This is a genomic window from Acidithiobacillus sp. (genome assembly GCF_027322205.1).
Taxonomy (GTDB): Bacteria; Pseudomonadota; Gammaproteobacteria; order Acidithiobacillales; family Acidithiobacillaceae; genus Acidithiobacillus.
In genome coordinates this window covers 31,571-52,606 of record NZ_DAHVHY010000006.1, presented here as the reverse complement: position 1 = coordinate 52,606, position 21,036 = coordinate 31,571, and the positions used below count along the sequence as shown (strand labels likewise).

The 21,036-nt window shown below is 57.8% G+C and carries 19 protein-coding genes; 1 reads left to right on the top strand and 18 read right to left on the bottom strand.

What is annotated here, in order from left to right; translation table 11 throughout:
* The 13 genes from flgL to M7F93_RS02130 form a co-directional block, all read right to left on the bottom strand.
* Positions 1 to 1,250: flagellar hook-associated protein FlgL (gene flgL / locus M7F93_RS02190; protein ID WP_298168359.1), on the bottom strand; the 1,250-nt coding region annotated here is incomplete at its 3' end.
* 10 nt (positions 1,251 to 1,260) lie between these two features.
* Positions 1,261 to 3,270 (bottom strand): flagellar hook-associated protein FlgK, encoded by a 2,010-nt coding sequence (flgK, locus tag M7F93_RS02185; protein WP_298168356.1) that lies wholly within the window; start codon positions 3,268 to 3,270, stop codon positions 1,261 to 1,263.
* A 1-nt stretch (position 3,271) separates the two neighbouring features.
* A complete protein-coding gene (locus M7F93_RS02180) occupies positions 3,272 to 3,634 on the bottom strand; it encodes a hypothetical protein (protein WP_298168354.1) in 363 nt (120 codons plus the stop codon).
* Between the two features lie 69 nt (positions 3,635 to 3,703).
* On the bottom strand, positions 3,704 to 4,672 hold the full coding sequence (gene flgJ, locus M7F93_RS02175) for a flagellar assembly peptidoglycan hydrolase FlgJ (protein WP_298168351.1): 969 nt from the start codon (positions 4,670 to 4,672) through the stop codon (positions 3,704 to 3,706).
* The gene (locus tag M7F93_RS02170) at positions 4,669 to 5,796 is read right to left on the bottom strand and encodes a flagellar basal body P-ring protein FlgI (RefSeq protein WP_298168348.1); all 1,128 of its coding nucleotides are present in this window, start codon (positions 5,794 to 5,796) and stop codon (positions 4,669 to 4,671) included. The genes flgJ and M7F93_RS02170 overlap by 4 nt, the downstream gene beginning before the upstream one ends.
* Positions 5,797 to 5,813: 17 nt before the next feature.
* Positions 5,814 to 6,581, bottom strand: coding sequence for a flagellar basal body L-ring protein FlgH (locus tag M7F93_RS02165; protein WP_298168345.1), 768 nt, complete (start codon positions 6,579 to 6,581; stop codon positions 5,814 to 5,816).
* Positions 6,582 to 6,587: 6 nt separating this feature from the next.
* Complete coding sequence (flgG, locus tag M7F93_RS02160; RefSeq protein WP_298168342.1) at positions 6,588 to 7,373, bottom strand: flagellar basal-body rod protein FlgG; 786 nt, start codon at positions 7,371 to 7,373, stop codon at positions 6,588 to 6,590.
* 19 nt (positions 7,374 to 7,392) lie between these two features.
* A complete protein-coding gene (flgF, locus tag M7F93_RS02155; RefSeq protein ID WP_298168339.1) occupies positions 7,393 to 8,133 on the bottom strand; it encodes a flagellar basal-body rod protein FlgF in 741 nt (246 codons plus the stop codon).
* A gap of 12 nt (positions 8,134 to 8,145) precedes the next feature.
* Complete coding sequence (gene flgE / locus M7F93_RS02150; protein WP_298168337.1) at positions 8,146 to 9,384, bottom strand: flagellar hook protein FlgE; 1,239 nt, start codon at positions 9,382 to 9,384, stop codon at positions 8,146 to 8,148.
* A gap of 12 nt (positions 9,385 to 9,396) precedes the next feature.
* On the bottom strand, positions 9,397 to 10,098 hold the full coding sequence (locus M7F93_RS02145; protein WP_298168334.1) for a flagellar hook assembly protein FlgD: 702 nt from the start codon (positions 10,096 to 10,098) through the stop codon (positions 9,397 to 9,399).
* 10 nt (positions 10,099 to 10,108) lie between these two features.
* Entirely contained in the window at positions 10,109 to 10,519 is a 411-nt protein-coding gene (flgC, locus tag M7F93_RS02140) for a flagellar basal body rod protein FlgC (RefSeq protein ID WP_298168331.1), read from the bottom strand.
* Between the two features lie 16 nt (positions 10,520 to 10,535).
* The gene (gene flgB / locus M7F93_RS02135) at positions 10,536 to 10,949 is read right to left on the bottom strand and encodes a flagellar basal body rod protein FlgB (RefSeq protein ID WP_298168328.1); all 414 of its coding nucleotides are present in this window, start codon (positions 10,947 to 10,949) and stop codon (positions 10,536 to 10,538) included.
* Positions 10,950 to 11,264: 315 nt separating this feature from the next.
* Entirely contained in the window at positions 11,265 to 12,029 is a 765-nt protein-coding gene (locus tag M7F93_RS02130) for a PilZ domain-containing protein (RefSeq protein WP_298168325.1), read from the bottom strand.
* Between the two features lie 413 nt (positions 12,030 to 12,442).
* Here M7F93_RS02130 and M7F93_RS11900 point away from each other — a divergent pair, with 413 nt between their 5' ends.
* Positions 12,443 to 12,787 (top strand): late competence development ComFB family protein, encoded by a 345-nt coding sequence (locus M7F93_RS11900; protein ID WP_366144662.1) that lies wholly within the window; start codon positions 12,443 to 12,445, stop codon positions 12,785 to 12,787.
* A 346-nt stretch (positions 12,788 to 13,133) separates the two neighbouring features.
* Here M7F93_RS11900 and polX read toward each other — a convergent pair whose 3' ends face one another.
* The 5 genes from polX to smc all read right to left on the bottom strand — a co-directional run bounded on the left by polX (position 13,134) and on the right by smc (position 21,022).
* Complete coding sequence (gene polX / locus M7F93_RS02125; protein WP_298168322.1) at positions 13,134 to 14,864, bottom strand: DNA polymerase/3'-5' exonuclease PolX; 1,731 nt, start codon at positions 14,862 to 14,864, stop codon at positions 13,134 to 13,136.
* 2 nt (positions 14,865 to 14,866) lie between these two features.
* On the bottom strand, positions 14,867 to 15,535 hold the full coding sequence (locus M7F93_RS02120; protein WP_298168319.1) for a phosphoribosyltransferase: 669 nt from the start codon (positions 15,533 to 15,535) through the stop codon (positions 14,867 to 14,869).
* 168 nt (positions 15,536 to 15,703) lie between these two features.
* Positions 15,704 to 16,483 (bottom strand): L,D-transpeptidase, encoded by a 780-nt coding sequence (locus tag M7F93_RS02115; protein WP_298168316.1) that lies wholly within the window; start codon positions 16,481 to 16,483, stop codon positions 15,704 to 15,706.
* Complete coding sequence (locus tag M7F93_RS02110) at positions 16,480 to 17,487, bottom strand: zinc-dependent alcohol dehydrogenase family protein (RefSeq protein WP_298168313.1); 1,008 nt, start codon at positions 17,485 to 17,487, stop codon at positions 16,480 to 16,482. Before M7F93_RS02110 ends, M7F93_RS02115 begins: the two co-directional genes overlap by 4 nt.
* Before the next feature lie 79 nt (positions 17,488 to 17,566).
* Positions 17,567 to 21,022: a chromosome segregation protein SMC gene (gene smc / locus M7F93_RS02105; protein WP_298168310.1), complete on the bottom strand. Its 3,456-nt coding sequence runs from the start codon at positions 21,020 to 21,022 to the stop codon at positions 17,567 to 17,569.
* Positions 21,023 to 21,036 lie beyond the last annotated feature (14 nt).

The following is a 21,036-nucleotide window of genomic DNA, read 5'->3' as shown; positions in this document are numbered from 1 at the left end:
GTGCTTTGTTGAAACTGGGTAATCACTTGCGGGTAGCTGATATCAGCCAGATTGCCCTGCGTGGTCTGAAACTGTGCCGTCAGATTGGCGTTGAGCGTCTGCACACTCTGTGCCTGTTGCAGTTGTGATCCGATCTGGCTCTGGGTACTGAGCAGGGTGGTTTGCGACTGACTGAGATTGGCGAGAACGTTGCTGATATCCTGGGCGCGTTGCGTGTTGGCGCCCGGCGATCCTCCGCCCGCCTGAAAGGCCGTGATAAGGTTATTAAAGGTCTGAAACAAGCTCTGCGGCTGAGCGGCGGCAAGGGTAAACGAAGCGCTCTGCCCGATGCCCGGCTGTCCGTTGGTGGGCACACTGATAAAGGGGCTGCTTCCTGGTGTGCTGGGTATGGCTATGCTCTGGCCCGGCGTGTAGTTGCCGGATACCACCGTCCCGGAACTGCCACTCCAGCCTGATGAGCCCACCTGCCCCGTGCCACTGCTCACGCTATAGGTCAGTCCGCTGGAGCCATTATTGCTGATCGTCACCTGATACTGCGCGCCATTCACCACGAACTGATCATTAGCGGCGGCCTGATTCAGAACGCTTCCCGGTCCTAGGGTGGTGGTTCCCACATCGGTGGCGGTACCACCCACCGGAATCTGGTAGTTACCGCTGGACGCCGTCACCGTAAAACTACCATTCCCCGCCGGGATATTCATAAAAACCGAATTCCCCGCCTGCGACACCGGCGTCGTCAGCCCTGGTCCAATCTCCAGGGTTTTTTGGCCGGAATCGCCCAAATACTGCACCTGGTTATTACCCTGCAATTGAAATGGCGTAATACCCGATTGCGAACCGGCAAACATGTAGGTGCCATTGGCATTCTGGGTGTTCGCCATCTGTACCAGTTGCTGCAAGTTGCCCTGCATGGTGGTCACCGCATTCTGCAGATCGCTGGGACTGATGGTGGCGTTATTCATCTGCACCGCCAGTTGCTGCACCTGATTGATCAGGGTACCCACCCCCTGCAGGGTACTGGAACTCAGTTGCAGGTTCTGCTGGGCATACTGATTACTCTGCTGGTAGCTACCGAGATTGGCGATCTGACTGTTGAGGTTGAGCACCTGGGCATTAGCCACCGGATTGCTCGCCGGATTGATCAAAGCATTACCGGTGGAGAGCTGCTGACTGAGCGTGTTCAACGTGCTCTGCTGGTTCAGCATGCCGCTCAGGCTGCTTTGAAAGACTTCGGAAGTGCTGACACGCATGTTGATCTCCTTACAGGGCCTGAATGAGGGACGCGAACAGCGTGTTTCCCACCGAAATGGCTTTGGCGGCGGCCTGAAAGGCCTGTTGATAGAGGATCAGGTTGGCAGCCTCCTGATTGAGATTGACCCCGGACACCGACTGCTGGGAGGCCTGTGCCTGCTGCAGGACCGCCGCCTGTGCTTGCGCGCTGGTCTGCGCCTGTCCGGCCTGAGAAGCCACCTGCGTAATCAACTGTGCCGCGCTGCCATTGAAGGTTGTGCTGCCATTATTCATGACCTTGCTGGTCGCCAGCGCGGCCATGGCCTGCGCATTGCCGTTACTACCCACGCCGCCGGGACTGAGGGTAAAGGCGTCGCCCGATGCCGCCAGACTGCCGCTGAGATTCACCTGCCAGTAGCCGCCGGGCGGATTGGGGTTCTGAATAGCGATGCTGGTACCCGACCCGCCCAGGGTCACGCTGCCGCTGGTGATCACCCCGGCGCCCCCGCTCCCCGAACTGATCTGAAAACTGACGGTTGCATGGCCCGACCCTCCCTGCGTGAAGGTGACCTGCAATGGGGTCGGGAAGCTGGCCAGTCCGGAGACCAGCACGGCACCGGAACCCGTACCGCTCACATACTGACCCGCAGACAGGGTCATATTGCCGAGATTGGTGTTGACCAGGCTACCGCTGACCACTTGCCCCGGACTACTGACGTAGGGGCTGGCGGCGGCGATGCCCAAGGGATCGGTCATTACGGTCTGCATACCGCTGGCGCCCAGACGGGTGGGCTCGACGAGAAAGCTATTGCCGGAGACGGCACCGGAGACGCTGATGCTGAAGCCCGAACTTCCGAAGTTCAAGGTAGTCACGCCGCTGCTGACGCTGCCGCTGGTGGTGGCTACGACCTGTCCGCTGCCGCGATCCGCCAGCGTCCAGTTACCACCGCCCGCATCTGTCAAAATATAATCGGAGGCGGTCAGCGCGCCGCCGTTGGTAATGCTGCCGCTGATAGTCGCACTACCCGCATTCGCCTGATTGGCAAAGATCTGTACACCGCCCGTAGCAAAGAGCGCCGTGCCACTGCTGCCGTTGAGATTCAGCCCCTGCGCCTGCTGTGCATTGAGGGCCGCCGATATGCCATCGGCCAATTGCCCCAAGCCATTCTCGGCAGGGTTGAGAGACTGGCTGCGGAACTGCAGCAGGCCACCGAGGGTGCCACCGCTGAGGTTATGGCTGATGTTCGCACCATTGCCGGCGTAGGCGACGTCCATGGTCTGCTGGTTGTAAGCGCTGGGCTGGGTTTTGAGGTCAAAGGATTTGCTGCCCGCCACCAGCACCTGACCGTTACTGAGATAGACGTTGATCTGACTGTTGTTCTGATGCAGCACTTGCACGCCCACCTGGCTGTTCAACTGGGTGAGGAGCTGGTCGCGCTGGTCGAGGAGGTCGTTGACGGCACCATTACCCGCGCCCTGTAACGTAGAGATCTGTGTATTCAATTGGGCGATCTGCTGGCTGAGACCATTGATCTGGGTGACCGACTGGCCGATTTGCTGGTTGACGCCGGTGCCGATGCTGCTTAATTGCTGACCGAGGGACTGAAAGGTCTGACTGAGGTTCTGGGCATTACTGAGCATACTCTGACGCGCGGGAATATCGCTGGGACTGGCAGCCACCTGCGCCACCCCGGAAAAAAACTGGCTGACCTGTGAACTGACGCCGCCGTTATTGAGTATCCCGAGGACCTGCTGCAACGAACTCGAAAGCGTGGCCTGGCCACTCGCACTGGCCGTCGCCGACCACACCTGCCCTTGCAGGAAAGCGCTGTAACTCCGCTGCACCGTCGTGATCTGGGTACCGTTACCATAGTACTGCCCCCCCACAAAAGTGGGCGTGGCGGTAGACTGCACCACATTTTCCTGGCTATAGCCGGGCGTATTAACGTTGGCAATGTTATTGCCGGTTACTTGCAAAGCGTTTTGTGCGGCCTGCAGTCCCGTAAGCGCTGTATTGACGATTCCGCTGATTCCCGACATCTTACGCACTCCCCAAGGAACGACCCGGACCGGCGTGATCACCATATACGGCGGTCTTCTGCCCCTGCAGAAGCGCCAGCGCATCCCGCAGCGCGGCACTGGCAAGGCGCAAGGCATGATCCAGTTCGCTATACGCTTCCTGCAGGCCTAGCACCGCCTGATTCAGATCCGGAGTGGGTGCGGCATTACCAACCATTTCCGCACGCAACTGCAATAAACGCCGGGCCAGAAAATTTCTCCGCTCGGAATCGGGCAAACCTTGTCCCCAGTCAGCGCGCGCCAAGCATGCCTTCTGTAGCTGCAGCAAGCTGGTCAACGCCTGCACCGTTTCCAGCTCATCCCGTTCCGGGGTATGCTCGCCCATGCTGTCTTCCTTCTCCCGATAGCAGGAAACACCACTTCTTCGTTATAACGACACAAAAACTGCCGGAGTTTAGCCCCCAGCAGCGCCTTGCGGAAACCCGGCCATCACCTGCTCCATCAATGGGCTACCCGCCACAGCCACCAGCTTGCTGGCATATTGTGGATCGCTGGCATATCCACCCCGCTGCAGGGCCGCTGCGAAAGCCGCGACATTATTCCCCTGCCCCAGCGCTGACTGGTAACGCGGATTATCGAGCAACAAACGGGCGTAATTCTGCACGCTGGCGCGGAAACTGCCATAGGCGCGGAAAGCAGCCGTTTCCACCTGATTCACGCCATCCTCAAATTCGTGAGTCAGACTGCTCACCGATGGACCCTGCCAGCTACCGGCCCCCTTTATACCAAAGAGGTTATTTCCCGCCACATGGCTGCCCCAACCGGTTTCCAGCGCGGCCTGAGCAATGATGGTCTTGGGCGCGACACCCAGTTTTCGCGCTGCGGTCTGCACGGCGGGCAGGATGGCAGCGACAAAGGCAGTGGCCTGCTGAACCAGCGCCTGCGATGGTTTGGCCCAGAAGGGCGATGAGGCTGCGGGAGATTGCAGGGCAGCATTGCGCGCTGGAACAGGCATTCCACCTTCGGCTTCTGCCAGTGCAGGCTTACCATTTTCACCCCAGTGCAAGTGGTAACGACTGGCGATCTCCCTGGCGAGCGTCTGCGCGATACCCATCCCCTGACCCTGACTGACGGTTTGCGCGATCTGCTGGTTGAACATCGACTTAAACATCGGTCCGGCATTTTTTCCGGTCAGGTCGGAGCCAAATGAAGTGGCAGACATCGCCGAGAGCATTTCCTGCATCAGCACCGCCTCAAACTGTTTAGCGACCGCCATTATGGACTGCGGGTTATGCGCCTGCGCATCACTGCGCAGTTGCGCCAACCCCGAGAAGCTCAGGGCATCACTGGCTGCCACGGATGCCGCCTTAGGGTTGTCGTTCATCACCTGAGTACCGGCGCCGAGACTTATCGGGCCGCTCATACCACTTCCAGTTGCGCATGCAGTGCACCCGCAGCCTTCATGGCCTGTAATATGGCGATTAGGTCGGTAGGCGTCGCACCCACCGCATTCAAGGCACGTACAACCGCCTCCAGACTGACACCCGGCTTAAACATCAGAAGCTTGGCGCCAGCCTGTTTAATGTTCACATTGGCTTGCGGAACCGCTACGGTCTGTCCGGCACCCAGCGGATTCGGCTGACTGACCAGATATTTCTGAGAGATAGTTACCGAGAGGTTACCGTGGGCGACAGCACAAGCGCCCAAGGTCACATTCTGGCCCAACACCACAGTTCCGCTACGCGCATCAATAATCACCCTGGCGAGCGGGGTTTCCGGAGTAACATTCAGATTCTCGATCTCGGAAAGGAAGGTCACCCGTGCTCCTGGGGATGCCGGTGCCTGCACTTCTACTTCTCCGCCGTTCATGGCCTCGGCAATACCATAGCCGAGTTGCTGATTGATGACGTCCGCGATCCGCGCGGCGGTGGTAAAACTCGGGGTATGCAGTTCCAGGGTCATAGGTCCTGCCTGCTCGAATCCATTGGTGACGGTGCGTTCCACATTCGCCCCGTTAGGGATAGTACCAGCAGTCGTCACATTGACCTGGGCCGAGGCACCGTTACTGCTGGCCCCAAAACCACTGACGATCAGATTGCCCTGGGCGACGGCATATGTCTGCCCATCCGCACCCTTTAGTGGCGTCATCAGCAGAGTACCTCCCATCAGACTGCTGGCATTGCCGACTGCCGACACCGTGACATTGATGGTCTGCCCTGGTTGCACAAAAGGCGGCAGATGCGCGGTCACGATCACAGCAGCCACATCCTTGGGCTGCAGATTGGTGGCTACAGCAGCCGGTAGATTGATGCCGAGGCGTTGAAACATGTTGAGCAGGGACTGTGTGGTATACGGCACCTGAGTAGCCTGATCGCCCGTTCCATTCAACCCCACTACCAGTCCGTAGCCCACCAGTTGGTTGCTGCGCACACCACCGATCGTCACCAGATTGCGTACCGTTTCCGCGTGCGCCTCGGCCAGAGACCCGACCGCCAGAGTCATGATTATCAAGATCAGCAGGAGTCGTTGCCAACGAAGCATTCCCATAATTCAGACCCTATCCGTCAAAACGGCCACAACGACAGGAAAAAGCGCGCCATCCAAGGCATCCGCGCCGCCGAATAAATGCTACCGTTACCACTATATTCCACCCGAGCATCCGCAATCTGGGTCGAGAGAATGGTATTTTGCGGCGTCACATCCGCGGGCCGCACGATCCCGGCCACACGGATATATTCATGCCCGCCGTTCAGCAACACCTCTTTGGATCCCTCAATCACCAGATTGCCATTCCCCTGTACCCGCACCACGGTGACCTCCAGCGTCGCGGTAAAGGTATTACTCTGGGTGGTGGCGCCAGTGCCACCATATTTCTGCGCACTGTTAGCTCCCATACTGGGGCTGAAGGGGCTGCCCGCCACACTGCCAATGGCAGGGGCGATCCCAAAGAAATTGGTCAGTGCCGCACTCAACGTATCAGAAGTATTGATGGCAGTGTTAGTGTTGTTGGAGGCGCTGGAGTTCTCCTGAATCAGCACCGTGATGAGATCACCGACGCGATTGGCCCGGTTGTCATTGAACAGGGAAACATTGGTCCCCGTCTGCCAGATAGCCCCATTGGCGGGGTGCGCGGCAAGAGATTCCGGCTTCGCCGGGATAGGCAGCGGTGTCAGCGGCTGGAGATCATGGTGCCCCCCTAACGATGCGCAGGCGCTTAGACTGAGTGGCAAGCCGACGGCCATGGCAACACGGACAAAGCCACGCCAAGCATTCGGGAAGAAGCCGTTCATACCACTCAGGATCCTCACTTCACCGTCCCGTGTGCGCATCATATGTCCTCAAAGATTCTGGGTAAGATATCCCAGCATAGAATCTGATGTGGATACCGCCTTGCTGTTAATCTCATAGGCGCGCTGGGTAGAAATCATGTTCACCAGTTCTGATACCACATTGACGTTGGAAGATTCCAAATAACCCTGCTGCACGGAACCGAGACCATTCAGAGTCGGCTGGCCGGTCTGGGGCGCACCGGACGAACCCGTCTGCAGGTAGAGGTTGTCACCGATACTCTGCAGACCCGTGGGATTGATAAAATTGGCGAGCTGGATGGTACCCACCTGCTGTGGTAGCGCCTGACCGGGCAATACCACCGATACCGTACCATCGCTGCCAATCGTAATGGACTGAGAGTTGGGCGGGATGGTAACTGGTGGCTGTAACAGGTAACCATTGGAAGTAACCAGTTGTCCCTGATTATTCATCTGGAAGGTACCATCCCGGGAATAAGCAATCGTGCCATTGGGCTGCATGATCTGGAAGAAACCCTGCCCATTGATGCCCACGTCCAGAGAATTACCCGTCTGGGTAAGATTACCCTGGGTCATCAGACGCTCTGTGGAAACCACGCGCACGCCAGTACCCAGTTGCAGACCGGAAGGGTACTGTGTTGTCTGGGAAGACTGCGCACCGGGTTGACGCAGGTTTTGGTACAGCAGGTCCTGAAAAACCGCCCGGGATTGTTTGAAACCGGTGGTATTCACATTCGCCAGATTATTGGCGATGACATCCATCTTGGTTTGCTCGCCCTCCAGACCGGTGGCGGCCACGTACAAAGATCGCATCATTGGACTTTCCTCCTGTCTATCATGGCACCACCAGCAGCTGAGTGGCGCTCTGCTGGTCTTGCGAAACGGTCTGCATCAGTTTGGTCTGGATTTCAAACTGACGACTGTCCTGCAGCATCTGGATCATGCTATTCACTGGATTGACATTACTGCCTTCCAGCGCTCCCGGCTCCAGCACCACGTTGCCATTTTCCGGCGCAGATTTACCGCCGTTGGTCTGAAAAAGGCCGTCCGTACCTTTCTGCAAAGTCCGCTGCGGCGGATTCACCAGCTTGATCTGGTTAATGGCCATGATAGCGTCCGGCTGCCCCCCCACCGGTACCCCGGAGATCACCCCATCGGCCCCGATCACTAAGGATTGCATCGGAGGCAAAGAGATGGGCGCGCCATTAACGCCCAACACTGGATGACCTGTCGCCGTCGTCAGAATCCCTTGCCCGCTGATCTGCAGATTACCGTCGCGCGTGTAGGCCTCCTGGCCGCCAGGACCCTGCACCGCAAGCCAGCCCCGACCGTTGACCGCCACATCCAATGGCCGCCCCGTATGCACTACCGGTCCGGACTGAAAATCCACACTCTGACTCACTGTCGCTGTATAAGCACGGGTCGGCAGCCCCTGACCATACACCGGCAAGGCCCTGAACTGCGCCTCGTCGGCGCGGAAACCCGTGGTGTTGGCATTAGCCAGGTTATTGGCCGTTACCGTCTGCCGTTGGAGAATCGCGTTGGCTCCGGTCATGGCGATATAGAGGGTATCCATGGTCCCTTATCCTCACAGGCTCAACAGCGTCTGAACCACGGCATTCTGGGTCTTGATGGTCTGAGCGTTAGCCTGATAGGCCTGCTGCGCAACAATCAGATTCACCAGAGACTGAGATAAGTTCACATTGGACTGCTCCACCGCACCCGACTGCAGCACCCCCAGATTGGTGCTGCCTGGCGACCCCGACAGAGGCTGACCGGACACGTAGGTCTGCGCCCAGTAATTATTGCCTAAGTTCTGTAACCCGTTATTATCCGGAAAACGCGTGAGGGTAATCTGGCCCAGCACCTGGGACTGTCCATTGCTGTAACGCGCGAAGATATTACCGCCCGGATCGATAGATAGGCCCGAAAGTTGCCCGACGCCATAGCCATTGCTGTTAGCGGTAATGACCGCGTTGGCAGAATTATAATTCGTACTGCCACTGAAATTGATCGCGAGAGTACTAGGGGCGGCCCCATCTGCCCACTGGAGGCTGACAGTTCCACTACTAGGCGGCTGAACTTGCCCGCTTGAATTGAACTGAAGAGGGGTTGCAAGCGTTCCGCTGGCTACCGTGCCACTGGCCGTCCCCGTCGCGGAGTAACCCACATTCCACACTTGGCCACTGGTGGAATTAGCCGAAGACAACTGATAATAAGTAGTTAACAATTGCGGTGTACCCAGGCTGTCATATACCGTCGTCGTCGTAGAGTAGTTATAAGTACTAGGATTATTGGGATTGATGGCAGTCCCGGTAATCGGCGTATTGATCGAATCCAGATTAAGCCCGAGACTGAGACCCGAGGTAGCCTGCGGCGGCAAGGCGTTCTGACTGACAGTCAGCGGTCCGTTTGCGCCGGTCAGCGCACCATTCTGGGCTTGAATGCCGATCAGTTGGCCGCCGTTGCCATCCACCACGACCCCGCCCGAGCTCAGCTGGAGTTGACCGTTACGACTATACACAGTAGAGCCGTTGTAATTGAACTGAAAAAAACCGTTGCCATTGATCGCAACATCCAGAGGATTGCTGGTCGTTTGGATGTTCCCCTGGGTAAATTGCTGGGCCACCGTCTGCACCTGAGTCCCGATACCCACCTGGCCCTGAGCAGGCGCGGCATTAGCCATGGCGGCGGCATAGGCATCGGAGAATTGCGCATTGGAACTTTTGAACCCCACCGTACTGGCATTGGAAATATTATTGCCCAGCACCTGCAGATTGGAATTGGCTGCCTGCAGACCACTTAATGCTATATTGAAAGCACCCATATCACCGGCTCCTTAAATGATATTCTGAATGGCGCTGAATGGCACTGAACCTTGCTGACCTTGTAGTTCCAGTGTCGGCCCTGCACCAGCGGTGCCTAAAGTGACACCATTGACAACCCCCGTCATGTAGGGCGTGCTGCTCACATTCTGACCATTAGTGCCACGCGCCTGCACCGAAAACTGATACGTCCCGGCCGGCAAAACGTTGCCGCTGGCATCGGCACCATTCCAGCTAAAACTCTGCATCCCCGCTGCCTGCGGTCCCTGAGGCAACACCGCCAGGGTTTGCCCGGCACTGTTCTGCACCAATACATCGACAGCGTTGGCACCACTGCTGAGGTCATAGGCACCGGTTGAAGTACTACCACTCAGAGTCAACTGATTGCCGGAAGTCGTAACCGACTTGCCGATGAGAGATGCCGCCTGCAAACCCTGATTCTGATTGATCTGCCCCATCAATGAACTGAGCGACCCCTGAATGGCCTGCACCCCGTTGGCAACACTGAATTGCGCCAGTTGTGATGACAGTTGCGAATTACTCATGGGGTTGAGCGGGTCCTGATTCGTCAATTGGGTAACCAGCAGATTATAAAAGGTATTCTCGCTGGCGAGTCCGCTGGCGCCACTGCTCGCACTGCCTGAGGTCGTTGCCGAATTACTCTGCAGAGAGGCGTAGAAAGGATTGATGCTGGATGTCAGTGAATTGACGCTCATAATCAGGCTCCTATAAGGTGAGTGTTTTTTGCAGCAGAATTTTGGCCGTATTCATGACATTGACATTGGCCTGGTAGGCGCGGGATGCCGAAATCATATTCACCATTTCCTCCACCGGATTCACGTTTGGCATTTTCACATAACCCGCCTTATCAGCGAGCGGATTGCCCGGTTGATATTCCATTTTATAAGGTCCGGGTTTGGTGACCACGCCTGCCACCTGCACGCCACTGACGCCAGCAGGCGCTGCGTTACCGGAGAGGGGCTGAGCGGCAAAAATCACCTCTCGGGCACGGTAAGGCTGGCCGTCCGAACTAGTCGCAGAATTAGCATTGGCCAAATTGCTTGCAACCACATTAAGCCGGTAACTCTGTGCAGTAAGCGCCGAGCTGGCGACATCAAGCACTGAAAACATGGACATAATATCGAAGCTCTCCTTAAATCACGGTGCCAGAGATGACTGAGTTCAGGGTTTTGATCTCACCGGTCAAAAAAGTCAGATCAGCCTGATAGATGACACTATTCTGTAAAAAACTGGCCTGTTCGCGGTTCATATCCACCGAATTGCCGTCCAGACCCACCTGGCTACCGCGCTGATATTGCACAAAGGCAGCCAGGCCGACGCTTGAAGGCGCCCCCGCCAGTTGCCGCACATTATTCGTCTGCATGGCCATCCCGCCCTGATCACCCGCCTGAACCGCTTGTAAGGTTTTGCTGAACGGAATGTCCACCGCCTTATAGTTAGGTGTATCAGCATTAGCAATATTGGCCGACAGCAGTTGCTGCCGGTAGCCGCTGACCCGCAAGGCATCCGCCAGGGGATTGAATGCCTGATCCAGCAAACCGCCCATAATCAACATCTCCCACCACAAAAATCATAACGCGACAACACAAGCAAAACACATGCCTACAAGGCGGGGCATATTTTGCATTGTTTTACCGAGGATTTTCTATTTTCTTCTTCTTGGTGTATCACGCGCAGGCAAAAAACCGGCAGAGCTAAACCGCAAACCTTTGCGTGCAGCATCCCTGAGCGGCATGATTTTGCCGACAACAACACCACCGGGCATCAATGAACTCCACAGCGTGTCCTGAGTTGTCCCGAACGAGATTATTGATGATCATGATGCGGTGGAGGTTCCACCGTATTTGAATAAATGCTTGTTTCAGTCTCGCCAGCGCAAATCGTGGAGGCGGGATGCGCTATTTTTAGAAAGGTTTTGAATCTGCTCTCCCTTCTTGCAGAGATAGAGATGTTCGGCCTTTTTCGTTTGCTCCTTGGTCAGCCGCAGTTGGGCACCGTAAATGTCGTTGCTCAGTCCGCATTCCTCCCGACGGCTAATGGTGATCGTGGTTTCGCAGAGCCCGCAATCAGGGATCTCCATTTCCAACAGCAGCATTTCCCCAATGGCAAAATCGTTGTGATGGGATTTGAAGCTGATCCCTGCCGGGCTGAAATCGATGATATCGCAGGTGAAGGTCCTGGCATCCTGTTTTCGAACAATGACGTGTCCGGGCATGGAAAGTCTTTTGTGGACACGGACTTTTCTCTGAAAGAGTTCCGGGGTCGGGGTGTAATGAAAAACACCATCCGCCACATATTCCAGCCGTGCGAGAAAGAAACAGACCACATCATCTTTTTCTGCGAAGACCAGCGCGCAGTCATAATCCGCCACATCAACCTGAAACTTCGGCGTCAGCAAAACTCGCCCTGACTCGGTTCCGCTGAAATGAAAGGGACACCCGTAGTCTTGTGGGTTTTCGGAGAACACGATCATCGGATGTCCTTCCTCAAGGTGACTACCGAGGTCAAAGGGACCTTTGATGACGCTCTGATCTGCCTGCAGCAGAGCGAAATAATCCGGTAGACTGAATTCTCCGCGAATCGGGAGGATCATGGTCAGGTTGTCAATTTCCTTAGTCAGCGACATGTTGTGTTTCCTTGGGGAATTTCCCCGGCATTACCAGATCTTGCGTTCAGCACGGCAACTTCTTGGCCCAGCATTCTGAGTTTTATTCCACCAGTGGCGGAATATGTTCATCATCGGCCTAAACGCAGGTGCCGTGCAATGCCTCTACCAAGGCATTTAGCTTATCTTTTAGTCATATAGTCGTTTTTGGCGGATTGGCGAGCTCGACCGTAATCTGGCGAGCATGCCAGTGGTGGCGTAGCGGACCTCATTTTTTGTTCAGCGCCGGCGCCAGCACCATCATCTACGCATAATGAACAGGTGCGGGATGTACTCGTCGCGCTGGTTGCTGATCATCTGGGATATGGTATTTTTTTGCCGTCGGCAGCAAATTCGTGGGCCGCAATACTCCACGATCCCCACATAGGAAAAAAATGGGAGGGTATGGGGGGCACCGAAAACTACGTCGTTCCACAGGGACAACTATAATGACAGAGCCGTCAATATTTGACAGGAGGGGTTTTGTCATGGGTAGGCCAGTAAATCTTTTCGAGTCCCTGGTGGAAGATGTTCTGCGACGGTTTACGGATGATGAGGAAGAGTTTTGGGATGCTATGGCCATGGCGCTAAATGGTATACAGCCCCATTATTACTGCAGACCAGAAGCCATATCCATGATGAATGCTGCGGAAACGGAGGATTGCCGATTCCAGGCGGAGGAGTCAGCCAAGAGGGCACTGACTTATGTGCGTCATTACCCAAAGCCACAAAAATTGTAGAATCCGCCACATCTGCCCATCGGGCTCATCATGTAGTGCATCGGCCAAGCTAGCGCCTAGCGGCGGTTGCCGATATAATTTCGGGAGTTGGCCATTTCTTGGAGAATTCATCATGACGGCTACCCCACGGATTGAAGTGGAAACAGGTTTCACTTGGGCCGTCCTGGACCTATTGGGCGTGCGCTCGGGAGAAGCAGAGACACTACAATAGCCGCGGTCTATTCCAACTCCTCAGCCCCAAGGAGTACTAGACAACGGGGACCCATCATGATCACTTCCGCCAAGGCACCGACGACGGTGTATGAAGACGAAAGCCTCAGCGAAACAGGTTCGTGCATGCCTCGGACTAGCTGCTCATGGTCGCCGCCAGCAGTGGCCGCAATGCCTTGAGGGTCCGCGTATTGAGCACGTCTTTCTTCTCCAGCCAGCCGCGCCGCGCCTGCTGTAGGCCAAAATGCAGGTTGTCGAAGTCGTGAATGCTGTGGGCATCGGAATTGACGGCCAATAGCACCCCTTCTTCCTTGGCCATCCTGGCATGGGTGTCGACGAGATCCAAACGCTCGGGCTGAGCGTTGATCTCCAGAAAGCAGCCCCGCTCGCGCGCATGGCGGATGATGTGGGGCATGTCCACATCCATGGCTTCCCGGCTGCCGATGAGCCGTCCGCTGGGATGGGCGAGGATGGTGAAATGGGGGCTGTCCATGGCCTTGAGGATGCGTGCGGTCTGTTTGCCCCTGGGCAGATCGAACCGGTAGTGCACCGCAGCCACCACCAGGTCCAGGTCACCCAGGATGCCGTCGGGCAAGTCCAGGCTGCCGTCTTCCAGGATGTCCACCTCTATGCCCTTGAGGAGCGTGATGCCATCGAGTCCCCTATTAAGGGCGTCAATCTCGTCCAACTGCCGGCGCAAACGCACCGGGTCGAGGCCATGGGCGACGGTCAGGTGGCGGCTGTGCTCGGTGATAGCCAGATATTCCAAACCTGCGGCCTTGGCCGCCGCGGCCATGTCCCGCACACTATAGCGACCATCGCTGGCCTTGCTGTGGGCGTGAAGGTCGCCGCGTAAATCCCCCATCGCCACCAGTTTCGGCAAATGTCCGGCGCGGGCGGCCTGGATTTCGCCGAGGTTCTCCCGCAGTTCCGGCTCAATATAGGGCAGGCCGACAGCGGCGTAGACGGATTCCTCCGTATCGCCGGCAATACGTTCTTTCCCGCGAAAAAGCCCATATTCGTTGACTTTCAGACCCATATCCTGACCCATGCGACGGATGGCGATGTTGTGGGCCTTGGAGCCGGTGAAATAATGCAGGGCGGCACCATAGGCGGATTCGTCCACGGCACGCAGGTCCACCTGGAGTTTGTTCCGCAGGATCACGGTGGCCCGGGTGGTGCCCTGGGAGAGGACTTCCGCCACATCTTCATAGGCGGTGAAGCGTTCCATCACCGGACTGTCGGCAGTAGCCGTAGCCAATATATCCAGGTCGCCCACCGTGTCCCTGCCACGCCGGAAGCTGCCGGCCACCACCACCCGCCGCACGCCGGGTATGTTTTGCAGGTAGTGGACCAGGGCGGCTGCATACGGGGCGGCGATGGCGATAGGGAAACGGGGAACGGCGGCGATCTGGGCCTGGATGGCTTCCAGGATGCGCGTTTCGGTCTTCTCGCCAAAACCAGGGACACTGCGAATGCGCCCCTCCCTGGCGGCGCGGGTGAGCTGCTCCACGGTCTCCACGTCCAGTTCATGCCAAAGCGCCTTGACCCGCTTAGGTCCAAGGCCCGGCACCTTGAGCAGCTCCGTCAATGCCGGCGGGGTCTGTTTTTCCAGCTTTTCGAGAAAGGAGCAGTGGCCCGTGGTAACGATCTCGATGATTTTTTTAGCCAAGTCGTCGCCGATGCCGGGCAGTTCGGTGAGGTCTTCGCCGGCCTCTACCATGGTCTTGACGTCGCTGCTCAGGCCTTGTACGAGACGGGCGGCATTGCGGTAGGCCCGTACCCGGAAGGGATTGGCATCCTCAATCTCCAAAAGATCGGCGATTTCGTCGAAGATGTGGACAATATCAGGATTGAGAATTGGCATGTTTATGGCTGCTCCGGTTCCTGCCGCGGCGATGTTTCGCGCAAAATTTCCAGCACCTCTTCGTCCTTGACTTCCCGGAAGTCCGTAAAGAACTCTCCTACCGCACGAAACGGCTCCGGGGCCGACAGGTAAACCAGATCATCGGCGAGGGGGCGCAACTGCGCGATGGTGTCGGGAGGAGCCACGGCAAAGGCGGCGATCAGGCGGGCAGGTCGCTGCTGGCGAAGGAGACGCAATGCAGCCCCCAGAGTAGCACCGGTGGCGACGCCATCGTCAACCACAATAACGATGCGGCCCTGGGAGTCAATGGCCGGGTGAATCGGCGTGTATTGCGTGCGCCGCGCTTTGATCACCTCCAGTTGCCGGGCCGCTTCGTCGCGAATGTACTGCGCGTCGATACCCAGGCGACTGGCCATGGGATCGGTCCATATCCGCCCATCTTCATCGACGGCGCCTATGGCGTATTCGGGGTTGCCCGGTGCCCCGATTTTGCGCACCAGGACGACGTCAAGGTCCCCGTGGAGGGTATTGGCGATGATGCGCCCCATGGGCAGCGCTCCGCGTGGAATAGCGAGTACCAAGGGGTGTTTACCCGCATAAGAGGCCAAGCGATGGGCTAGTAATTCCGCTGCCGCTTCACGGTTGGCAAAATGTTGTGGAATCGTGGTCATATGTTATTCAATTTCCAACTCATTGGAGCAGTAACAGACTCAGTCGGACACGTAAAAAGGGGCGGATATGGCAATATCCGTGGCCTGTTGTTGGACGACTGGCTGGCGTGAAGTGTTGCCCTGACAGGATTAAGGGCAGCAGTGTCCATAGTAACCATTCAAAACGGATCACGGTGCTACCGTCACCGGGGTACCGATATGCATCATCCCGAAGGCCTTTTGTGCCGCCTTTAACGGCAGCTCCACACAACCATTACTTTGCCGAAACCCGTACGCGAGACGTGGAAAATAGTGTACCGCACGACCATCCCAGAAATAATTGACGAAGCGCACGCCCGGATCGTTATAACACTCGCCATGGGGAAAACAACCGGTCATTCGCGTGCTCAGAAAGCGCGCATAGACCGCCCAGGTACCGTTGGGGGTGATCGCACCGGGCACTCCAGTATTGCTCAGACTATGCAACACCCATTTACCCCTATCCGTTTCCGCATTGTACCGCCAAATGGACAAAGTTTCTGGCGTACCTTTGCGCACATAAACCCACACAAATGGCTTTGGCGCTCCTTCCCCGTGCCGATGGGCGGCAAGGACGGCCGCATAAAGGCGATGGCGGTTGTCCTGATCAAACCAGTCGCTGCTTTGGTTAGACCATGGCAGCCCATGCACCTTGGCAAAAAAATCCAGAGCCCCGAAGAGCAAAGGCGATCCAGGAGAATCCGGGGTGAGCACCTGCAGTGAAGATGGCGCACCTGACGGCCATAACCACCATATTTGTGGAGTTGTACCCTGTAGCCCGGTCCAGCCCACTTGGCCCGGCAAATAGTGCATTTGCGCGAGCGCGCGGGCAGCGCGCAACCAGGCCGGTGTCTGCGCTGTTGCCGCTAGTGTGCCGCCAGTGGCAGAAGCAAGCCACAGCAGGCACATCAGAATCCACGCCCTTTTCATGTCTCGCGTTCCTGCCATGTCCCCATAACCAGCACCGCCGCACCGTGGACCGCGCCACGTTTCAGATCCGCCAATGCCGCATTCGCCATGGCCAAGGGATACGTCGTGATATGGCTTTGCACCGGGACACGCCGTGCCAGTGGGAAATAGTCCTCGGCATCTTTGCGCGTCAGATTGGCGATGGATCGCACCTGTCGCTCCTCCCAGAGTAAGGAATAGGGGAAAGCTGGGATATCCGACATGTGAATTCCCGCACTGATAACAATGCCCCCCTTCTTGACCGCCTGAAGAGCAATAGGTATCAGGGTTCCAACCGGCGCAAACAAAATTGCCGCATCAAGTGGTTGTGGCGGTAGGATATCCGATCCACCTACCCACACAGCCCCCAATTTAATCGCTAAATCCTGTGCCTCGCTATCGCCTGGGCGGGTAAATGCATAGACCTCCATGCCTTGGTAACGCGCCACCTGAATCAGTAAATGCGCGGCAGCGCCGAATCCATAAAGACCCAGGCGTCGTCTCCCCTCCGCAAAACGTAAGGCCCGAAAGCCGATGAGTCCCGCACACAACAGCGGGGCACCTTCCGGATTGGCGTAAATGTCTGGAAGAGGAAAGCAGTAACGCGCATCGGCAACCATATATTCGGCGTAACCGCCATCCACGGTGTAACCATGAAAACGCGCCTGCTCACAAAGATTCTCCAGCCCTGCGCGACAATATTCGCAGGCACCGCAGGTCCATGCGAGCCAGGGAATCCCCACCATCTGTCCATTCTGTAAGGAAATATCGGGGCTTCCCACCGATTCTATCTGGCCGACTACCTCATGGCCGGGAACGAGTGGTAGTTTGGGGTTCGGCAATTCACCGTCCACTACATGCAGATCGGTACGGCACACTCCGCACGCCAGTATTTTTACCAAAACCTGGCTGGGCTGTGGCTGCGGTCGCGGCAATTCAGCGGGCACCAAAGGCTTACCCACCTCTTCCAGGACCATGGCATGCATGAAACACCTCCCACGCGGGTTTGCAGAAAGCAACAAGCCTGATTCTGCAATTGTAGACCAGCCAGGCAAGCAAGCAAGGTTATAAAGGAGCTGTTTCCTCGCGACGCGCTGCCTGCGCAAGCGTATCGGCTACCTCAACCCGCACAATACGGGAGATACCCGGCTCGGTCATGGTAACGCCCACCAGTTGTTCGGCGACCTGCATGGTCAGACTGCGATGGGTCACAATCAAAAACTGGGTCTGTGCCGCCATTTTCTGTACCAGATGGCAGAAACGTCCGACATTGGCATCATCCAGCGGCGCATCCACTTCATCCAGCACGCAAAAGGGTGCAGGATTCAGGCGGAACAAGGCAAATACCAACGCAATGGCGGTGAGCGCCTTCTCGCCACCGGAGAGCTGCTGCAGACTGGCGTTGCGTTTGCCCGGCGGTTGCGCGCGCAGGACCAGTCCCGCATCCAGCAGGTCTTCGCCCACCGGGCTCAGTTGCGCCTGCCCACCACCAAAGAGAATGGCGAAAAGTTCCTGCAAGACCTGGTTGACCTTGTCGAGGGTGTCCCGAAAGCGCGCAGTCGTCTCCTGATCCATCGCCGCCATCGCCTCTTCCAGACTGCGCAGTGCCGACTCCACATCCTCGACCTGCGTAAGCAGGTTGCCGCGGCGCCCTTCCAACTCCTGCAACTCTTCTTCGGCGGCGAGATTCACATTGCCGAGACGGACGATGGCCGCGCCGATCCAGGCAATGTTTTCTTCACAAAGGGTCGCATCGGGGCAGGGTCCGGGGTCTTCACCCAAATCCTGCGCGAGTAGCGCGGCGCGTTGCTGCAATTCTTCCAGTCGCGCCTGCAGGCCCGCCAGTTGCTGATCGGCGGCGGCCCCGGACTTTTGCAGGACGTGCAACTGTTCCTCCAGACGGTGGCGCTGGCTTTCTTGTTGGCGGATCTGCTGCTCTGCGGTCTGTGCCGCCGTCTGCAGGGTCAACAGTTGGGCATTACGTTCGGCCCGCAAACGCGCTACGGCCTCCCGTGCCATCTCCATTTCCCGCAGCCCCGCTTGCAGGCGGGCAAGTTCCTCGTCTCCCTGAGCCGCCGTCATGGCAAGCTGATCACTTTGCTGTTGCAGATCTATGGCACGGGCAACGGCGGCCTCTGACTCAGCCTGCAAACGCTGTTGCTGGACTTCCAGCGCCTGGCGTTCGTCCCGCAAGCGACTATAAGCTGCGCGTAATTCTCCCACCCGACGCCGCAACCCATCGGCCAGCCGCTGTGCGTTTTGTACCGCCTGTTCAAAATCCTGCCAGCCGCTTTCATCGGTGGCCAAATCCTGGTGCAGTCCTTGCAGGCGTGCCTCCAACACCGTCCGTTCGTCGCTGAGTCGCCTGGATTCAGCGACGCGTTCTGCCCGTTGTCGGTCTTCCGCCTCCACCCGGCTGCGCAGGCGGGCGAGGGATTCCCGCTCCTGGGCGCTTTGCCGACTCAAGGTTTGCCAGCGGCTGTCTGCCGTTCGGAGTTGCTCCTGTGCGGCCCGTGCCCGTTGTTCGGCGTCCGCCAATGCAGCATGTGTGGTCGCGGCCGCGGCCTGCGCTTGACGAAAACTCTCGCTATTTTCCGCCAGCTCGCGGCGACATTGCAGCAGACTGGCGCCATCTTCATGTTCTGGATATTCCATCCCCGAGCGATGCACCAATATACCCTGTGGCGTAATCCAGGCCTCCCCCGCCTGCAATTGCTGACGCTGACTGAGGGCGAAGGCCAAATCCGGAGCCATACGCAGTCCCCACAGCCAGTCACTCAGTCCCCGGCTCAGGGTCTCGGGCCTTTCCAACGCCTGCACCAGCGCGTCCGGCGGCAGATCAGGTGGTAACACCGCGCTCTTCCACAATATGCTGCCCTGAGTGACCGTACTGCCGCTTTCCATCACCGAGGCGTGCAGGCGACCACGCAACGCCGCCTCCACCGCACGTTCCCAGCCAGGCCGCACCCGTATCTGTTCCACCAGTCGGGCGCTCGCAGTGTCACTTTTAACAGCCGGTTTTTGCAGCCGTTGCAGCAGACTCTCCAGCGCCTTTTGCCGGGCCCCGTACTCCTGCACCCTGGCCTGCGCGCTATCGCGGGGTTCGCGCAAAGCAGCGGCTTGGGCCTGAGCCGTTTCCAGGGCATCGCGTTGCCCCTGAAGCGCCGTTGCAGCCTCTTTTAACGACATTTCCCCGGATTGGCAACGCGCCTCCAGCGCTTCCAAAGCGGGGCACTCCGAAGGTATTTCCGCGGACTGCTGTTGCAGGCGTCGTTCAATATCCTTCAGGCGCGGCTCCAGCTCACGAATTTGCGCCGTCGTCACATCGCTTTTGCGGCGCAGTTCCGCCAAGGCCTGTTGCTGTTGCTGACGTTCCTGATCCTGTTTTTCGAGCTCGCGCTCCGCTTCCTGCCGTTCGCGCCGGGCGCGCTCCTCCTCTCCGATCAGTGCGTGCTGGCCTGCGGTTAACGTCTGCAAACGCTGCTGCCGCTGGCTTTCGCTCTCCGCCTGACGTGTTTGTTCAGATAGGATTTTTTGCTGTTGTGCCCGCTGCTGATCCAAACCACTCTGGCAGCGTCGGATCGCCGCCTGCTGTTCCCGAAGCTGATGTTCCACATCGCTTTGCCGGGCCTGCACCGCATACAGTTCGCCTTGGGCGGCGGCAATGGCGTCCTGGCCATGGCGTTCTTCCACACGCAGTTGATCCAGAGCCTGCGATGCGGCAACAAGATGCTGCTCTTCGTGCTGATAGGTTGCTTGCAGCGCTGTGCGCCGCGCTAAGGTCTGTTGGCGCTCCGTTTCGAGGACATCCATGCGAAGGACCACACTCCACCACTGCCACTGACGCTCCTCCATCCGTAGGGTGCGCAACTTTTGCGCCGCCTGGGCCTGCCGCTGCAAGCGTTGCCACTGACCATCCATCTCGCCGTGAATGTCATGCAAACGCTGAAGATGCTCCCGCGTTTCGGCAATACGTTGTGTGGTCTCCCGGCGGCGCTCCTTGTAACGGCTGATGCCGCCCGCCTCTTCGAGAATGGCGCGCAACTCGTCCGGGCGCGCTTCGATAACCCGCCCGATGGTCCCCTGCTCAACAATGGCGTAGGCATTGCCGCCGAGCCCGGTGCCGAGAAACAGGTCCCCCACATCGCGCCGCCGACAGCGGGCGCCATTAATCTGGTAATGGCCGTCGCCCTTGCGGTCCAGACTGCGTTTGACACTGATTTCAGCCACATCGGCGAAAGCGCCGGGAGCCACCCCGTCACGGTTATCAAAGCGCAATTCAACCGTTGCCACCGACGCGGCCGGTCGACTGCCGCCGCCATTGGAAATCACATCGCTCAGGGTGCCGCCGCGCAGTTGGCGCGCCGAGGATTCACCGAGCACCCAGCGCAGGGCATCGACCGTATTGGATTTGCCGCAACCATTGGGTCCGACGATCACCACCGGATTGGCGTCGAACTGAATGCGCGTGCTTTCGCGGAAGGATTTAAAGCCCTGGAGGAGGATGGCCGAGAGGCGCATGAAGGGAGGTTTTT